Genomic DNA, 16,548 nt, shown 5'->3' on the forward strand with positions numbered 1-16,548 from the left:
CTCAAATTGAAAATCAGTCTCAATAAAGTCAATAGAAACTTTTTTATAAGAATGACACTTCTTTGACAATCAGCGCTTAAAAACTGGTATAGTTCTTTTATTGGTATGTGGTCCACTCTGAGAGTTTATCATTCGGTTCAAAAAGATCGAGAAAATTTAGAAATTCCAGGTTCTTATTCTTGGTCTACTTGTATGCGTACGATTTGGATTACAGATAGTAGAATTCATCGTGAACCTTCCGATTTTCCGGTTACTTTAGAAAAATATTCCGGTTATCACGGATACCGTTTTGTTCTCGAAGTCATTTCCGGTCTTCATTCCAAACTTTTAGGTGAAACGGAAGTTCTCGCTCAATTTAGAAACAAGTTTAAAATTCTCCCCTCCTCTGCTTTTGGTGAATATCTAGCAAAACTTAGAGATTCTCTCATTCAAGATTCAAGAAGTATTCGTTCCCGTTATCTACAAAATATAGGAGAACAATCTTACGGCGGGCTTGCAAATAAATATCTTAAGGATCAAGATTTTGTTTCTGTTTTAGGAACGGGACAACTCGCAGAAAAAATTCTTCCTTGGTTAAAACATAGGGATGTAATTCTTGTCGGTCGTAATCAAAAACGTATATTAGAACTTTCTAAACAATTTGACGTGTCTATAAAATTATTAAGCGAATGGAGTCCTGTCGGCGGGGCGATCGTGATCGCTGCTCCCATAGATCTGAGCGACTGTATGAATTTGATCACCAGTGGTACGGTTGTGGTAGATTTTAGGGAAATTCCTTTGGAGAAAGATTGGTCTGATACAATCTCGTATATATCGTTTGCGGAAATGTTGGATTCTATTCGTGAAACCGAAGAAAAAACTTTGCAGATTCGGAAAATGCTCCAGCCATTTTTAGACAAACTTGTAAAAGAAAGAGAGTTAGAAGCTCAGCAATTTATTTTCGGTTGGGAAGAACTGACTTGTCCCGTGTTTTAAAGATTGGTTCCCGTAAAAGTTCACTTGCGAAACTTCAAACGTATCTTGTACTAGAAGCCTTAAAGAAAAATTTTCCAGAAATTCAAGTGGAACTTTTTTTCAGAGAAGCGTCCGGAGATCAGGATTTACAAACTCCTCTTTGGAAAATGGGAACAAAAGGAGTTTTTACGCAAGATCTTACTTCTGATCTTGTAGAAAAAAAAGTGGATTTAGTCATTCATTCTTGGAAGGACTTGGATTTAGAGGGTCGTCCGGATACTACGGTTGTCGGAGTTTTAGATCGTGCGGATCAAAGAGACGTTCTTCTTTGGAAAAAATCTTCCCTTTCAAAATATTCTCCTTCGGTATTAAAAATACATACTTCTTCTCCAAGAAGAGAATATAACTTAAAAAAATTCTTAAGCTCTTCTTTGCCTTCTCGTTATACAAATTCTTCCCTTGTATTTTTGCCTATTCGAGGTAACATCCAAACTAGAATTCGTAAATGGAAAGAATCGGACTCGGATGGTCTTGTACTTGCCAAGGCTGCTTTGGATCGTCTTTTGTCGGAAGATTTTTTAAATTCGAGAGAATTAGAATATCAAGAAATACGAAAGTTTTTAAAAGATTCTATGGATGAATCGGTCTATCAAATTTTTCCTCTTTCTTTAAACCCAACAGCTCCGGGACAGGGTGCAATTGCCGCGGAAGTGCGAACTGAAGATGATTGGGTTTTAGGTATAATTCGAACTTTGAGTAAATCGGAAGTTGTTTCGGCTGTGGAAGAAGAGAAAAAAATTTTAAAACGTTTTGGCGGTGGTTGTCATCAAAAGATAGGAGTTTCTATTCTTCAAAAACACTATGGAAAAATTTTATACCAAAGAGGACTTTCCGATTCCGGCGAAGTTTTAGAAATTGAAGAGCAGTTTTCTGAAGTTTTTGCTTTGCCTGCAGATTCTGTATCTAAGGTGTACCCTGTTCCTGGAGAAGCGATCAAACAAAAAAGAATTCCATTAGATTCTTCTAATGGATTGACGTTTTGCAAAGACGGTCAAAAAGACAAGACAATCTTTCCCGAAGAGTTGGTTTTAAAAGACTGGCTCGTAACCAGGGGCAATGCCTTTCCTAGTTTAGATTCTAACTTAGAACATAAAGGTCTTATTTGGACTTCCGGTTTAAAAACCTGGTTCCAACTCGCTCAAAGAGATATTTGGGTTCATGGTTCTTTGGATGCCCTTGGGGAAGAAGAACTTCCAAAACATTCCATTTTTGGAAAGTCTTTGGATTTTGTAAAATGTACTCATATAGGATCCACTGAAATCGCTTCCGACTTGGGGCGAGTTCTTACGTATCAAACCCAGGCGATGGAAGATCATCCCGATCTTTCTAAAAAGACTCATTTTTTTTGGATGAGTGCGTCTCAATTCGATAAAGCGCTTTCCATTTTTCCTCAAATCTGTAACGGGTTTCATGCTTGTGGCCCTGGGATCACCTACTCTCATATCCGAAAAGTTCTGGGAGAATCTGCAAATTTATCTATCTTTATACGTTATGAGTCCTGGCTTGCAAGTCTAGGGCTGAAAGAATTCAAAGGAAAAAAAAGTGGAAACCAAACAGAGAAGAATTCGACTTAACGCTGGGCTTAGAAATCTTGCGTCTTCGGAAAGTTTAAATTCAAAAAAACTAATACAGCCTATTTTTATCGTAGAGGGTTCAAAAGAAAAAGAAAAAATGGACTCTCTTCCTGGAGTTTTTAGAGATACGGAGTCTTCCGTTTTGAAACAGGTGGAATTGGATCTCAAAGCGGGTGTAACTCATTTTATACTTTTTCTAATTCCGGAACTTAAATCCGATTCCGAAATTCCTAAATCTTTTTATGAACGTTCTATTTCTTCTTTAAAGAAAAATTTCCCGGAAGCTTTTTTGTGGATAGATACTTGTATGTGTTCTCTTACCACTCACGGTCATTGCGGGCTTTTGCAGCCGAATGGAAAAATAGATAATCCCGCTTCCGTAAAACATCTTTCAAATATCGCTTTGATTTATGCACAGTCTGGCGCGGACGGAATTGCTCCGAGTGATATGATGGACGGAAGAATTAAAAGTCATCGTTCAATCTTGGATACAAACAGATTTTCGAATATTCCAATTTTAAGTTATTCTACTAAATTTAAAAGTAATTTTTACGGACCGTTCCGTGCGGCTGCGGATTCGGCTCCGACGCACGGGGATCGTTCTTCGTACCAAATAGACGTCAGAAATCGAGAGGACGCTATTCTTTCTTCCATACGTGACAAAGAAGAAGGCGCAGACTTTTTAATGGTTAAACCTGGAATTACTTCCATTGATCTGATTGCTCCAATCCGTGAAAAAACAGGGCTTCCCACGGGAGTTTACCAGGTCAGCGGAGAATACGCTTCGATCCATTATCTTTCACAAAACGGTTTTTGCGACTTTGATTCTGCGTTATCCGAAACCTGGCAGATTTTTTCTAGAGCAGGAGCTTCTTATTTAATTACGTATGCCGCCAGAAGAGGTAAGGAGATTTTATCTTGAGTCAAGACAACCCAACCTCTAAACTGATTTCCAATTTTTGGAAAGGAAAATCTTCCGAAGAACTTTTTGAAAGAGCAAAAAAAGTTTCCCCTGGGGGAGTTCATTCTCCAGTCCGCTCTTTTCGTTCCGTGGGAGGCACTCCCGTATTTTTTGTTTCTGCAAAAGGAGCAACGTTAACCGACATATCTGGTAAAGAATACATTGATTACTGTTTGAGTTTTGGTCCTTTGATCTTGGGTCATAGAGATCCAGAAGTAGAAGAAGTAGTTCTTGAAACTGCCGAAATTGCCTGGAGTTTTGGGGCCGCGGAACCCTACTCTCTCGAATTGGCGGAATTGATTTCAAGCCAAGTTCCTTGGGCTGAGAAGGTTCGTTTTGTAAATTCGGGAACTGAAGCTGTGATGAGCGCACTTCGTGTTGCACGAGCCGCTACTGGAAGGGAAAAAATTTTAAAATTCGATGGATGTTATCACGGCCATTTGGACGCCCTTCTCGTAAAAGCTGGTTCTGGACTTGCAGGTGAGCCCTCTTCCGATAGCGCCGGAATTTCTGCAACGTCAATCGCGAACACCCTTGTGTTGCCTTTGGACGATGAGGTTTCCGTAGAAAAAATTTTTGAAACCGAAGGAAAAAATATTGCCGCTTTGATTATAGAGCCGCTTCCGGCTAACTATGGTTTGTTGGTCCAAAGAAAGGAGTTCCTTTTAAAAATTGTAGAGATTGCTAAAAAATATGGAACGTTAGTCATATTTGACGAGGTGATTTCCGGATTTAGAACCGGTTTTCAAGGGATGTCCGGTTTACTTGGAATTTATCCCGATTTAGTGACGTATGGTAAAATTATAGGTGGAGGGTTCCCTGTCGGTTGTTACGCGGGCAGAAGGGATCTTTTGGATCTGGTTGCTCCTTCCGGTCCAGTATACCAAGCGGGTACTCTGAGCGCAAACCCATTTGGAATGAGAGCCGGGCTTGCTACTTTAAAAAAAGCGCAAAGAGATTCCATTTATTCAGTGTTAGATGGTAGGACTAAGGTTTTTGCAAACGAAATGATCAAACTTCTAAACAATAAATCAAATCAAGAATGGGAGGCAGTTGTTCATTCTTCTTTGTTTTGGTTTCGAAAAAAAACGCAACAACCCGTACGTAGGATCGACCTGATCCCGGAAGGACATAAGGAAGGATTTGCAAAAGTATTTCATACTTTTCTAAAGAATGGAATTTATCTTGCTCCTTCCGGTTACGAAGTAGGATTTTTATCCTGGGCGCATAATGATGACGTTATCACAAAAACTTTAGAAATAGCGGATAAGGCACTTAAAACTTTCTGATGGTTTCTTTTTGGAAAAATTCTAGAATTTTTTTTGCGATCATCTGGCTTTTGATTACCGTTTCTTTGGGAATATGGTGGTTTCTTCTCGGGCTTAAGCTTACAAATACAGTAGCTGGTCTCAGTGCGAAATTAGATACTTCTTCCTCTTCAGAAAGTCTTTTGATTTTGGAAAGACAGAGTAGAATGATCAAGATGGAAGGAACTTTTTTTCTTTCTATGCTTTTGTTAGGGGGTGTAACTCTGATTTGGTTATCCTACCGAGACATTCGTAGAAACAAAATGATTCACGATTTTTTTTCTACCGTAACACACGAAATGAAAACTCCTTTGGCTAGTCTGAGACTTCAAGCGGAAAGTCTACAGGAAGAGTTGCCAAATCATCACGAAAGCAAACTCATTTATAGATTACTTAAGGACTCTGTAAGAATTGAATCCCAAATGAATCGTGCGATGTATCTTGCGAGTTTGACAAGATCAGAAATTCTTTATATAGAAAAAACGAATGTACGTTCTGTGTTTCTTTCTGTAGGAGAGGATTTTCCGGAATTAAAAATTGATCTTTCTAATCTGGAGGACGTATTTGTTTCTGCAGATAGAAAGGCACTAGAAAGCATTTTTAAAAATCTCGCAGAAAATTCCTTAAAACACGGAAAGGCGAACGTTTTAAATGTAATTTCCGAAAAACAAAAACAAAAACAAAATCAGATTTTAATAACAATTACGGATAACGGGGCTGGTTTTGACGGAAAGTATAAAAGTTTGGGAATTCCATTTCAAAAACACGGAAGTACAAGTGGGACTGGAATTGGTCTGTATATTATAAAAAGATTAATGAAGAAAATGAAAGGTTCTATGCGGATCGTGCCACAAACTTCCGGATTTAGGGTGGATTTGATCCTTACGGAGGAGTCTGTCAGATGAGAGCCAAACTTTTGTTAGTCGAAGACGATCGTTCTCTTGGGGAGACTCTACAAGAACGTTTACAAAAGGAAGGATATGAGGTTCTTTGGACGGTTTCGGCGGTTTCGGCGAAAAAGTTGGTCAAGGACGAAAAGCCTCATCTAATTCTTTTAGATGTACGTCTGCCGGATGGAGATGGTTTTACTCTTGCGGAAGAGTTAAAAGAAAATAAAGATTGTCCTCCATTTTTATTTTTAACTGCACAGGCAGGTGCTCCAGAAAGACTCAGGGGATTTGAGTTAGGCGCCGAAGAATTTATACCAAAACCGTTTCATCTCAAAGAATTACTTTTAAGAGTCAAACACGTATTAGAATCTCATAAACATTCCGTGGAAGAGACCAGATTTATATATAAGGATTTCATGTTAGACTTTCAAGGATTTCAGATTAAAAGAGGAAACGAAGAATTCCCTCTTTCTAAAAGAGATTGCGCCCTACTCCATTTTTTAGTAAGCGAAAGGGATCGAACGGTCAGCCGCGCGGAAATCTTAGATAAACTCTGGGGAGAAGAAAGTTTTCCCACCAATAGAACGATAGATAACTCGATCGTAAGACTTAGGCAGGCTTTCGGAGAAGAAGGAGAAAAAGTGATCCGTTCCGTGAGAGGAGTCGGTTATCAATGGACCGGAGAAATCAAAAATGCCAAATGAGAAATATACAAATGCTTTAAATGGAATCGCGCAAAAAATTCCTCCGGTATGGATGATGAGACAAGCAGGTCGTTATCATAAGCACTACCAAACTCTCAGAGCAAAATATTCTTTTGAAGAACTATGTAAAAATCCAGATTTGGCCGCAGAGGTCGCCTATGGTCCCGTAAACGAATTTGATTTTGACGTTGCGATTCTTTTTTCGGATATACTTTTTCCTTTAGAAGCTTTGGGAATGGGACTTCATTATACGGACTCGGGACCAGTGTTGGATTTAGAAATTCGTTCTAAAGAAGATTTGAACAAATTAAAGCCAGTAGAAGATTCAATTTTTCTTATGCAGTTTCAGAAGACAGCGCTACAACTGACTCGGGAAAGATTACCAAAAGAAAAATCACTGATTGGGTTTGTGGGTGGTCCTTGGACTTTATTTACGTATGCAGTTTGTGGAAAACACGAAGGCAATTTATTTCTTCCTAAAACCTTGACGGAAGTAAGAAAAGAATTTTTAAAAAAGATAATCCAATTTTTAAAAGAGAACATTTCTATCCAATTAGAAGGAGGGGCTGATTTAATTTTAATCTTTGATACCGCGGGAGGGGATCTTTCGCCAGAACTTTTTAAAGAGATCGTAGTTCCGGGAATAAAAACCTTGGCCGATTTTTTTCCTGGAAAGGTCGGATATTATGGAAGAGGAACTTCGACGATACACTTCGAGATGATTCGGGAAATTGCCACACTTACAGGTTTTGGATTTGATCATAGATGGGATTTAAGAGAAATTTTTAAGTCAGAAAAAAGGATGATTCAAGGGAATTTTGATCAGTCCTTATTGTTTTTAGAAAAAAAAGAATTTAAGAAAACTCTAATGAATTATTTGGAACCTTTTAGAAAACTTTCCCCTGCAGAAAGGATTGGTTGGGTTTGTGGTTTAGGGCACGGAGTAATGCCAAAAACGCCGGAATACAACGTGAAAACATTCGTGGAAATTGTGAGAGATACGTTTCGATGACTGTCGTGAAAGATTTAATTGCAAAATACGATATCCCTGCGCCTAGGTATACGAGTTATCCTACCGTGCCGTATTGGTCCGAAAATCCTACTACAGAAGAATGGTTAGAAAAAGTAAGAAAACGTCTTCGTTTTGAACATACGTCGCTTTCTTTATATTTACACATACCGTTTTGTGAAACCCTATGTTCTTTTTGCGGATGTAATACTTCGATTACAAAAAATCACTCTGTGGAAGATCCGTATGTAGAAACTATTTTATTAGAATTTTCTAATTATCTAAACGATGTGCCAGAAATAGCAAAAAGAGAGTTAAAAGAATTGCACCTAGGAGGAGGAACTCCTACATACTTATCTGAGAGAAATTTGGAAATTCTTTTGGATTCAATATTAAAAAAAATGAATCTACCTTCTAAATACGAGTTTTCTCTTGAAGTAGACCCACGTAGAACCAGAGATACACAACTAAAAATATTACGCGATTTCGGATTTAGTAGAATCAGTTTAGGAGTTCAGGATTTTGATCCAGAAGTGCAGAGATTGGTCAATCGGACACAACCTTTTGAGATGACGGAAAGAATCACCGAACTTTCTAGAAAACTAGGGTATACTTCTGTAAACTTTGATTTAATTTACGGACTTCCAAAACAAAATCTGCAAAACATGAAACGCACCGTAAAAAAAACTTTAGAGTTACGTCCGGATAGAATTGCGTTCTACAGCTATGCACATGTTCCTTGGCTCAAGGCGTCTCAAAGATTGTTTACAGAAGTAGACTTACCTTCTGGTTCCGCAAAACGAGAGTTATACGAAGTTTCCAGAGAAATGTTTTTAAAAGCGGGTTATATCGAGATCGGAATGGATCATTTTGCATTGGAATCGGATTCACTTTTTCAAGCGGTAAAAAACGGAAACCTGCATCGAAACTTTATGGGATACACTTCCAAAACAACAGATATGCTTTTGGGTCTCGGAGTTTCGGCAATTTCGGATAGTTGGGATTGTTTTCATCAAAACGAAAAAATTGTCAAAAAATATCAAAAGCGTATCCACGCCGAAAGATTCGCCACACTTCGGGGACATAAGTTGAATGAGGAAGATTTGATACAAAGATCTTTGATTTTGCAATTATCGACCAATGGAAAGGTTATAGTACCGGAGGAAATTTTGGGAGAAGTGAGGCTGTATTTAGCCTCTATGGAAGACGATACTTTAGTTAGATGGGAAGGAAATCTTCTCTCTTTGACCGAAAAAGGTAGACCTTTTCTTAGGAATGTTTGTACAAGTTTGGATTTGAGGTTGCGTAGAAAAAGTCCTGAATTGAGAGTTTTTTCAAGTTCGATTTAATTCGATCTTGGGTCAAAAAGTTGTCCAATAGATTATAGGTAAGAAGTTACAATCTTAAAACTTCTTACCACGGGAAGGTCCGTTTTGAAATCATCTTTAAAAAAACTCGTTTTAGTTTTTGGCATATCTTTTATATTCATTTTTTCGATTTCGGCGGAGACTGTTCTACTTCAAGAAGGCGGCAGTTATCGAGGTAAGGTAATTACACAAAATCAAAAGACACTTACGATTCAAACAAAACACGGTAAACACGTAATATCTAAAAAAGAAATTTTAAAAGTAATTTATAAGGATGTGAGCGAAGAAGAGGAAGAAAACGTTCGCAACGCTGAAATCCAAAGATTAGAAGAAGAAAAACTTACAAAACAAAGAAATCTAGAATTAAAAAAACAGCAAGAGGAAGAAGAAAGACTTAGAAAAGAAAGAGAGGCTGCGGAAAAAAATAAACCGGTTCCACCGCCTCCACCACCACCTAAAAAACCGGAGGTTTCTAGAGTTGGGGCTCTTGCAAGATCCGTAGTACTTCCAGGTTGGGGACAATGGGCAAGTGGAAGAAAGTTTGCGGCGATCATTTATCCTACTCTTTTTTTGGCTGCTGGTTACGCAGTATATGAGAATAATCGCAAGTATGTAGTTGCCAAAAGAGAATACGAAAGTTACGGAAATCCATACTCAAACAGTTCTCTCGCACTCGCTGCTTTAGGAATGCCCAATCCCGAGTTACCTCCCGTAATTACCGACCCGCTTACTCTTCATCTTTATAATCAGGAACTAAGTCCTTATCAGGATAAAAGGGAAGCAGTAGATAAGGCCTATAAAAATCTGCAAACCAGCATAGGTGTGTTAGCTGGAATTTATGTGATCAACTTGATGGATGCGTTTATTTTTGGCGGGCAAATTTCTTCCACGGTAGGAATTTCAAACGGAGCGACTAAGGGATTGATTTTTGATTACAACCCGATGGCGAATTCCGGAACAACAAACGGCGGTTTTACGAACGGGCCTACTTTTGAGTCTAAATATACATTCGGCTACAGGTATCAATTCTAGGATTTGGTTATATTAGAATTCAATAATTCTTTTAAGAATAATAGAAAGAATCTACTTTCTTTTATGATTGCTGATTTACAATCTTTCGATTCTTTTTAAAATAGATCCGTGAAAATACAATCACCGGATTATATAGTTATCGGAGCGGGTTTTACAGGACTTCTTTATTCTACCCTTGCTATTTTAGAGGGAAAATCTGTGTTTCTTTACGAAAAACAGAATCGATCCGGAGGATTGGTAGGCTCCATTCAAACACCATTTGGACTTGTAGAAACGGCTGCAAATGGAATCTTAAATTCGTACCAACTCGAGGAACTAACGTCCGCGCTTGGTTTGAAAATTCTTACCGCAGAAAAAAAATCCAAAAAAAGATTTATCTGGAAAAACGGATCTCCTACTATATTTCCGCTCACTTTTTTAGAAACCTTACGTGTGTTATATGGAATTTTAGTAATCTCCGCTGAGATCCGAACGGGAGAATCCGTTTATCAGTGGGGAGTTCGTGTTTTGGGAAAAGGTGCGGTAAAAAACGTATTGGAACCGGGTTTTAGTGGAATTTATGCCGGAGATTTAAAGGATATGTCCGCTGAACTAGTGTTAGGCGCTTGGATTACTTCAAAGGGTTCTCTTTTAAAAAATATTCATGAGAGAATTCAAAATAAAAAAACAGAACGAAAGGTCCTTAAACAAAAAAGAGGAACGGTGAGTTTTAGGTGCGGTTTAGGAGAACTTCTAAATGCAATGGAAACAAAAATTAAATCGTCTCCAAATTCTAAGATATATCATTCGCAAGAATCCCCTACCCTAAACTCGCTTAGAAAAAAATATCCTAATTCAAAAATCATTCTTTCCTGCGGCTTGGAATCTTCTTTAAAATTATTATCATCAAGTTTTCCGGTTTTTAAAAAATATGAAAAATTATGTAAAACTCTGGGAGTTGTAACCGTCACTCGATTTGGTTACCAGCCTCTACTCGAAAAAAAGAACGGATTTGGAATTCTTTTTCCTTCCGATTCTGGGTTTCGGGTTCGGGGTATTTTATTTAATTCTTCTATTTTTTCGGAAAGAGTTTCTAAAGGACATTACTCGGAAACTTTTATCTTTGGAGGCGCTCTAGATCAAGAAATCGTAAAATTCAAAGAAAGAGAGATTATAAACGTGTTAGAAGAGGATCGAAAAAAAATATCGTTTCAAAACGACGAGCCGTTGAATCACTACGTTACGGTTTGGAAATCAGCTCTTCCATTATACGATTTAGCTCTTCTTGAATTTAACAAAGAATTAGATCGAAGTCTGCCGGAAGGAATTTTTGTAGAAGGAAATTTTAGATACGGCATTGGTCTCAGTTCCATTTTAGAAAGAGCTTGGAACGTTATGCGAAATCAATAAGGATACGCATAAGATAACGTGAGCAGGGCGTAAAAACCCATAAGTTGAAATCTGAACTTTATAAATCTATTCTTTTACGAAAAAATTGACCTAAGATAAAACGAATTTCTTCCACCGAATTCGCGTTAAGTTAGGGGTTTAACTCAAAAATTTAAAACGAAATCATCTTAAATTTTTTAATGGATGATATTGTGTACATTCTACCGAATTTAAATTATGGCCTCCTAGTTTTTTACAAAGACATTCTTTCTTTGGAGTCCGAGAGGACTCTAACGCTATTTTTGCCATCGCTTCTATAAATTTAGGATAAACTCCGGGAGCCGGAATTCGATAGTATTCTAAAATTCCATTTTGATGAGCGACTTTTTTAAGTTGTTCTCCGATTTCTTCTAAGGTTTCCAAGTGATCGCTTACAAAACTGATCGGATATACGGCTACTCTTTTGATTCCTTTTTTTCCAAGCTCTTCTAACATTTGGATCGTATTTGGCTCTGTCCATTTGGAAGGCCCTACCCTACTCTGAAAAGAGATATGGCATTCTCCTAAAAATCCTTTCTCGTAGAGTAGTTTTTTAAGATTTTTTACATTGAAGTCTATTTCTTCTTTGTAGCGATCACCTTTTTGAATTAGGCGAATCGGAATTCCGTGTGCGCTAAATACTAAGTCGATCGTTTTCCAATTAGAAACTTTTAAAAAAGAATCGGAATGTAAAAACTCTTTCCGATTGAGTCTACCTTGGAAAAAATCTAAAATTAAATCCCGAATTGATTCCAAATAAATTTGAGAAGAATGAAAAGGTATAACCCAACCTTCGGCACCTACCGGACAAAATCCAATGATTTGTTCTATAAGTTTGGCGGTGCTTAGAACGGTGGATCTGGAGAAATGAGGATATAATGGAAATATAATATTTTTTTTACTCGGAATCAGAGATTCCGCAGACATGTCCCTGATATTTGGATGACCACAGGTCATTGTAATACTACTTTCCCAGGTTTTTCCGGTAATTTTTTTGAGGGTTTGGGCGATCGCGACCGCTTGTTTGTTGGTTTCCGAAACTAAAGGAGAACCTCCTCCAAATCCCATCGACTCGTAGATTTTTGCAATTTTAGGAGCTCTTCTTTTTGCGATCCATCTTCCTAATGGTTTTCGGATCCATTCTGGAAGTGGAAGATCAAAAACAAAAGGATCTTCAAAAAGATCGATCAGAAACTTTTCGATTTCAAATTTGTTTTGTGGACCACCTAGATTGATAAATAGAATTCTATTCTTCAGATCGTTTTCCTTTCAAAGTAGGCTTAAGTTTTACCGATTTTATTAAAGAACTTAAAATTGTAATTTCCTTAATACAAAAATCCAGTCAGAGATAGTTCAACGTTCCATTCTTTTAGATTCATATAATTTTTATAATGGCCTAGGTGTTGGGATAAAATGTCGTTTTCACTGAGCCCACCTTTGGTAAAAAAATGTCCGTCGCCGAAAAGTCTGTGTTCGTTGAGTTTAAGAAACATCAGATAATTTCCGAAAATTTTCCCCGCTCCTATGTTGAAGTCGATTCCAAAACCGGAAACGTCTCCGATAAAATTGAGGGCTCTTTGATAGTGGAAGTCTCGAAAATGTCCCGTCCAAAAAATTCCGGAAAAAGAAGTTTCAAAGACCCACTCTCCGTTTGAATATCTATAACCTAGACCCAAAGGAAATTCGTAGGTGGAATATGAAAAACTTAGACCCAGTCCTATTCTATTTAAAAAAACTGGACTAGAATCGAAAAATTGAAACACGTCGTAGAGAATATATTTCATAAACGTATATTGAAATCCACCGGTAAGATAAAACCCTTTTCCTTCTTTTCTATAGTCCGCTTCTCCGTCTCCGAAGTATCTTCTTAGTATAAGGGATTGGCTGTTGTTTTTCATAGACAAACGTCCTCTCCCATCCGCAAAATTTCGAGAACCTATAAAAGTGTAAGGTGTATCATAGTAAGAAAACTCTCTCGTTGAAATTTTGGTTCCTCTTTCGACCGTTGGATCTCCTAAAAAGAAGTCCTCGTCCCTTCCCTCTCCCGCGTTTACATAACGTCCGGTGGTTTTGATGTTTAGATCGGCTTCCCATTTTTCCCAACGAAGAGTAAAACCTAATCCGGCGTAGTTGAAGTCTCTCGCATACGTGATTCTAGAGCCTCCTTTAAGTCCGGAAAGATTTGGATATTTGGTGCCGGTTTCGAAAATATTATCTCCTCCGTTTCTTCCTGCGAGTATCGTAAAAGAAGACTGCCGTAGTAGCTTCTTAAAAAAAGTTTCTTCGTTTGTAATTGGTTTTTCTTTTTCAGGAAAAGGTTTGGTGATTTCGTCAGAGTTCGGAATGGTGATCTGGGAGTAGATCGGTGCAAACGAAAAAAGGTGTAAGACTAAAATTAGAAGGGGTATTTGTTTTATTTTCATAGGTTTACTGTCTGAATTTAAATTACCGACGATTCTGGGGTGCAATCATTTCACCCCGAAAGATTGAATGGACGGATCAAGACAAATTAACTCGCCCTACCCTACTCACGCAATACAGTTTTTAGTGTTTTTGAAATCGATGCGACATAGTTTGATTTGACAGTGTGTATGTGTCCGAATGAAATTGACTAGGAGACTAAAGGTTCATGAATTCTAAAAATCTAACAGTCCGGCAGATTTTAGATGAGTTTGAAGTGTCCTCGGAAGAGGAATTTCTATCCAAAGTAAAGGAATGGAAAATTCCAACTTTCGGAAAAGGAAAATTCGATCGTGAAATAATAGAAAAATATTTTCAAAGAATGGACAAACGAATTTACGATTCTTCCATCATCGCGGTCTCCAATCAAAAAGGAGGAGAAGGTAAAACCACCGTTTCGGTATGTTTAGCGGAGGCGCTTGCTAAGTCAGCGTCTGTGCTTCTTGTGGACTGGGACGCTCAGGCTAATATCACCCAGCTTTTTTTCGGTGCCGTAGAAAATTCGGTGTTTCATTCTCTGGGTTATAAGGGAGAGGATCAAATTCCGGTAAAAGATTTAGTGATCAGCCTCGCTCCGAATTTGGATCTATTGCCTTCTTCCATTCATCTGGCCAATTTTACGACTCCGTATGAAAGAGACGATTTCGAACTTTTGAAAGACGCGCTTAAGCCGGTTCGTTCCAGTTATAAATATATTATCATAGATTGTCCGCCTTCCTTAGGTCTAATTTTAGAAAATGCTTTGATCGCCGCCGATCAAGTATTGATACCAATTCAAACACGGGCTTTTAGCGTTCAAGGCCTGAAAGATTTACATTCTACAATTTTAAAAATTAAAAAGAAAGCAAATCCGTCCCTAAATCTTTTAGGGGCTGTTCTCAATCAATACGAAGACGCGCGTGCGCTCGCGGGACTTGCGGACGCCATCCGAAAATATTTTGAAGTTTTTGATACGGTTATCTATAGAAGAGAATCAATTCCCCAGGCGCAGGCCAAGAAAAAACTTTTGGGAGAATACGACAACAAAGCTATGCAGATGTTTTCTTCTTTGGCGGAGGAATTAATGGAGAGGATTTCAAATGGCTAAACGATCTGATTTTGCGGGAATGGATCTTCTTACCGCCTTTGGAGAAAAAGAATCCTCTAAAGCGGAAATGCAACTTTCGGATATTATTCCCAACCCATATCAACCTAGGGTTTTTGGAAAAGAAGAGGTTTCCGATCTTGTAGAATCTATGAAACGATTGGGATTGATCGAGCCGATTGTAGTTCGAAAGTCCGGAAAAAAATATCAAATTGTGGCGGGAGAAAGAAGGTATCAGGCCGCAAAAATTCTTAAATGGAACACGATTCCCGCCATCGAAACCTCTGCGTCCGAGGACAAATGTTTTGAAATGGCTCTCGCGGAAAATGAAAAAAGAAAAAGTCTTAATCCTTGGGAAGTAGGACGCGCGATTCAATTTTTGAGAAAAGAAAAAAAGAAAACTGCAGAAGAAGTTTCTAAAATTCTAGGATTTACCGAAAGATACGTAAAACAATTGAGTTCTATTGCAAGGCTCGATCAGAAATCGGTGGCGGATCTGATTAAGTCCGGAAAGGATGCTTCTGTAAAAAACCTGGAAACACTTTTAAAACAAAAAGAGGGTAGGGGGGGTGAAATCATTTCATCCCGGAAATTGGTCCAGTCTAAAGTTGTTTTACAAATTGGAAAACTTTCTTTGCAACAAAGGGAAAAATTTTTAAAAGAACTTTCTTCTTTAAAAAAGAAATACGGGATCAAAGATTATTAGAAGTAGTTTTAAAAACTTATCGTGGTGTTTGAAACGATGATAGACACCTAAAAAAAATTTTAAATTGATTTTTAATTAAATTTTTAAACGGAGAAAACATGAAGTTCGTTATTGTAGCCGGTCCTCATAGAAAGATTTCACAATCGGCCAAGGTCGCAAATTGGATCGGAAATAAACTTGAAACCTTGGGTCATCGGAGTTGGATTCTTGATTTAGGAAATCATAAACTTCCGATTTGGGACGATTCTTTTTGGGAGGGTGGAGAGTTTTGGGATAAGATTTGGAAACCGATAGAAACTGAGCTCAAAACCGCGGAGGCCTTTGTTTTTGTAACTCCGGAATATTCTGGTATGGCTTCTCCCAGTCTGAAAAATTTTCTTCTCTATTGTAATTCTAATCTGTTAGGCCACAAACCGGTTTTGATATGTGCAGTTTCTGCGAGTAGGGGAGGGGCTTATCCAATTGCCGAACTTAGGATGAGCAGTTATAAAAATACCAGGCTCTGTTACATTCCAGAACATATTATTGTCAGAGACGCGGAACACATTTTAAACGGACCTGAACCTGTAAATCAAGAAGATACTTATATTAGAAATCGGATCGATTTTGCCCTCAAAATTTTAGTAAGTTATGGAGAAGCTCTAAAACAAGTTAGAGATTCCGGTGTGACCTTTCGAAAAGAATTCCCGAATGGAATGTAATTCAAAAAAGAATTTTTAAATTTGCTGTTAAGGGCTGTGTGGGATTTACTCATTTCAATATCACTAGGAATTGTATAATCAATTACCTTGAATTCGTGGATGATTCTCACTTTAAAAACAGAATTCTAGGATATTTCTGAATACAGGTCATCTCAAAAATATCCTAGAATAATCAGAATTGGCATTTTAAACAAAGATAAAGTATTTTTGAAATGGTTTGTAGTGAAATAACAAAAAAATACGCCGAAGGAACGATTTTATCTATATTCGTATGCTTTAGTATATTAAATTTTCTTAATAATATTAATAATTCAATGTCTCCTTCTGTAAAA

15 protein-coding genes are annotated in these 16,548 nt (G+C 37.8%); 13 read left to right on the forward strand and 2 right to left on the reverse strand.

The features are described 5' to 3' along the window. Positions 1 to 105: 105 nt before the first annotated feature. From LEP1GSC059_RS09730 to hemG, 10 genes are all read left to right on the forward strand, one after another. A complete protein-coding gene (locus tag LEP1GSC059_RS09730) occupies positions 106 to 975 on the forward strand; it encodes a Rossmann-fold NAD(P)-binding domain-containing protein (protein ID WP_002179831.1) in 870 nt (289 codons plus the stop codon). Next, positions 960 to 2,588 carry a type 2 periplasmic-binding domain-containing protein gene (locus LEP1GSC059_RS09735; protein ID WP_020980660.1) on the forward strand — a complete coding sequence of 543 codons (1,629 nt, stop codon included), beginning with the start codon at positions 960 to 962 and terminating at the stop codon, positions 2,586 to 2,588. Before LEP1GSC059_RS09730 ends, LEP1GSC059_RS09735 begins: the two co-directional genes overlap by 16 nt. Next, positions 2,557 to 3,510 (forward strand): porphobilinogen synthase, encoded by a 954-nt coding sequence (gene hemB, locus LEP1GSC059_RS09740; RefSeq protein ID WP_017213416.1) that lies wholly within the window; start codon positions 2,557 to 2,559, stop codon positions 3,508 to 3,510. Before LEP1GSC059_RS09735 ends, hemB begins: the two co-directional genes overlap by 32 nt. Beyond that, positions 3,507 to 4,838: a glutamate-1-semialdehyde 2,1-aminomutase gene (gene hemL / locus LEP1GSC059_RS09745; protein WP_017213415.1), complete on the forward strand. Its 1,332-nt coding sequence runs from the start codon at positions 3,507 to 3,509 to the stop codon at positions 4,836 to 4,838. Before hemB ends, hemL begins: the two co-directional genes overlap by 4 nt. After that, positions 4,838 to 5,761: a sensor histidine kinase gene (locus LEP1GSC059_RS09750; RefSeq protein WP_020980725.1), complete on the forward strand. Its 924-nt coding sequence runs from the start codon at positions 4,838 to 4,840 to the stop codon at positions 5,759 to 5,761. The genes hemL and LEP1GSC059_RS09750 overlap by 1 nt, the downstream gene beginning before the upstream one ends. Beyond that, entirely contained in the window at positions 5,758 to 6,450 is a 693-nt protein-coding gene (locus LEP1GSC059_RS09755) for a response regulator transcription factor (protein ID WP_002179894.1), read from the forward strand. The genes LEP1GSC059_RS09750 and LEP1GSC059_RS09755 overlap by 4 nt, the downstream gene beginning before the upstream one ends. Next, complete coding sequence (locus LEP1GSC059_RS09760; protein ID WP_020980681.1) at positions 6,440 to 7,462, forward strand: uroporphyrinogen decarboxylase; 1,023 nt, start codon at positions 6,440 to 6,442, stop codon at positions 7,460 to 7,462. Before LEP1GSC059_RS09755 ends, LEP1GSC059_RS09760 begins: the two co-directional genes overlap by 11 nt. Beyond that, positions 7,459 to 8,808, forward strand: coding sequence for an oxygen-independent coproporphyrinogen III oxidase (gene hemN, locus LEP1GSC059_RS09765; protein WP_017213414.1), 1,350 nt, complete (start codon positions 7,459 to 7,461; stop codon positions 8,806 to 8,808). Before LEP1GSC059_RS09760 ends, hemN begins: the two co-directional genes overlap by 4 nt. Positions 8,809 to 8,892: 84 nt before the next feature. After that, positions 8,893 to 9,858, forward strand: coding sequence for an LA_0442/LA_0875 N-terminal domain-containing protein (locus LEP1GSC059_RS09770; protein WP_002179878.1), 966 nt, complete (start codon positions 8,893 to 8,895; stop codon positions 9,856 to 9,858). Positions 9,859 to 9,966: 108 nt separating this feature from the next. Next, positions 9,967 to 11,247: a protoporphyrinogen oxidase gene (gene hemG / locus LEP1GSC059_RS09775; RefSeq protein WP_017213413.1), complete on the forward strand. Its 1,281-nt coding sequence runs from the start codon at positions 9,967 to 9,969 to the stop codon at positions 11,245 to 11,247. Positions 11,248 to 11,409: 162 nt separating this feature from the next. Here hemG and hemH read toward each other — a convergent pair whose 3' ends face one another. Beyond that, entirely contained in the window at positions 11,410 to 12,522 is a 1,113-nt protein-coding gene (gene hemH, locus LEP1GSC059_RS09780; RefSeq protein ID WP_081099792.1) for a ferrochelatase, read from the reverse strand. Between the two features lie 68 nt (positions 12,523 to 12,590). Beyond that, the gene (locus LEP1GSC059_RS09785; protein ID WP_017213410.1) at positions 12,591 to 13,688 is read right to left on the reverse strand and encodes a putative porin; all 1,098 of its coding nucleotides are present in this window, start codon (positions 13,686 to 13,688) and stop codon (positions 12,591 to 12,593) included. Positions 13,689 to 13,894: 206 nt separating this feature from the next. On the opposite strand from LEP1GSC059_RS09785, the gene LEP1GSC059_RS09790 reads away from it, so the two are divergent. From LEP1GSC059_RS09790 to LEP1GSC059_RS09800, 3 genes are all read left to right on the forward strand, one after another. Next, a complete protein-coding gene (locus tag LEP1GSC059_RS09790) occupies positions 13,895 to 14,812 on the forward strand; it encodes a ParA family protein (RefSeq protein WP_017213409.1) in 918 nt (305 codons plus the stop codon). After that, entirely contained in the window at positions 14,805 to 15,515 is a 711-nt protein-coding gene (locus LEP1GSC059_RS09795; protein ID WP_020980703.1) for a ParB/RepB/Spo0J family partition protein, read from the forward strand. The genes LEP1GSC059_RS09790 and LEP1GSC059_RS09795 overlap by 8 nt, the downstream gene beginning before the upstream one ends. 98 nt (positions 15,516 to 15,613) lie before the next feature. Further along, positions 15,614 to 16,216: an NADPH-dependent FMN reductase gene (locus tag LEP1GSC059_RS09800; RefSeq protein WP_002180047.1), complete on the forward strand. Its 603-nt coding sequence runs from the start codon at positions 15,614 to 15,616 to the stop codon at positions 16,214 to 16,216. The last annotated feature ends 332 nt before the right edge of the window (positions 16,217 to 16,548 follow it).

The sequence above is a fragment of the Leptospira noguchii serovar Panama str. CZ214 genome (assembly GCF_000306255.2).
GTDB classification, from domain to species: domain Bacteria; phylum Spirochaetota; class Leptospiria; order Leptospirales; family Leptospiraceae; genus Leptospira; species Leptospira noguchii.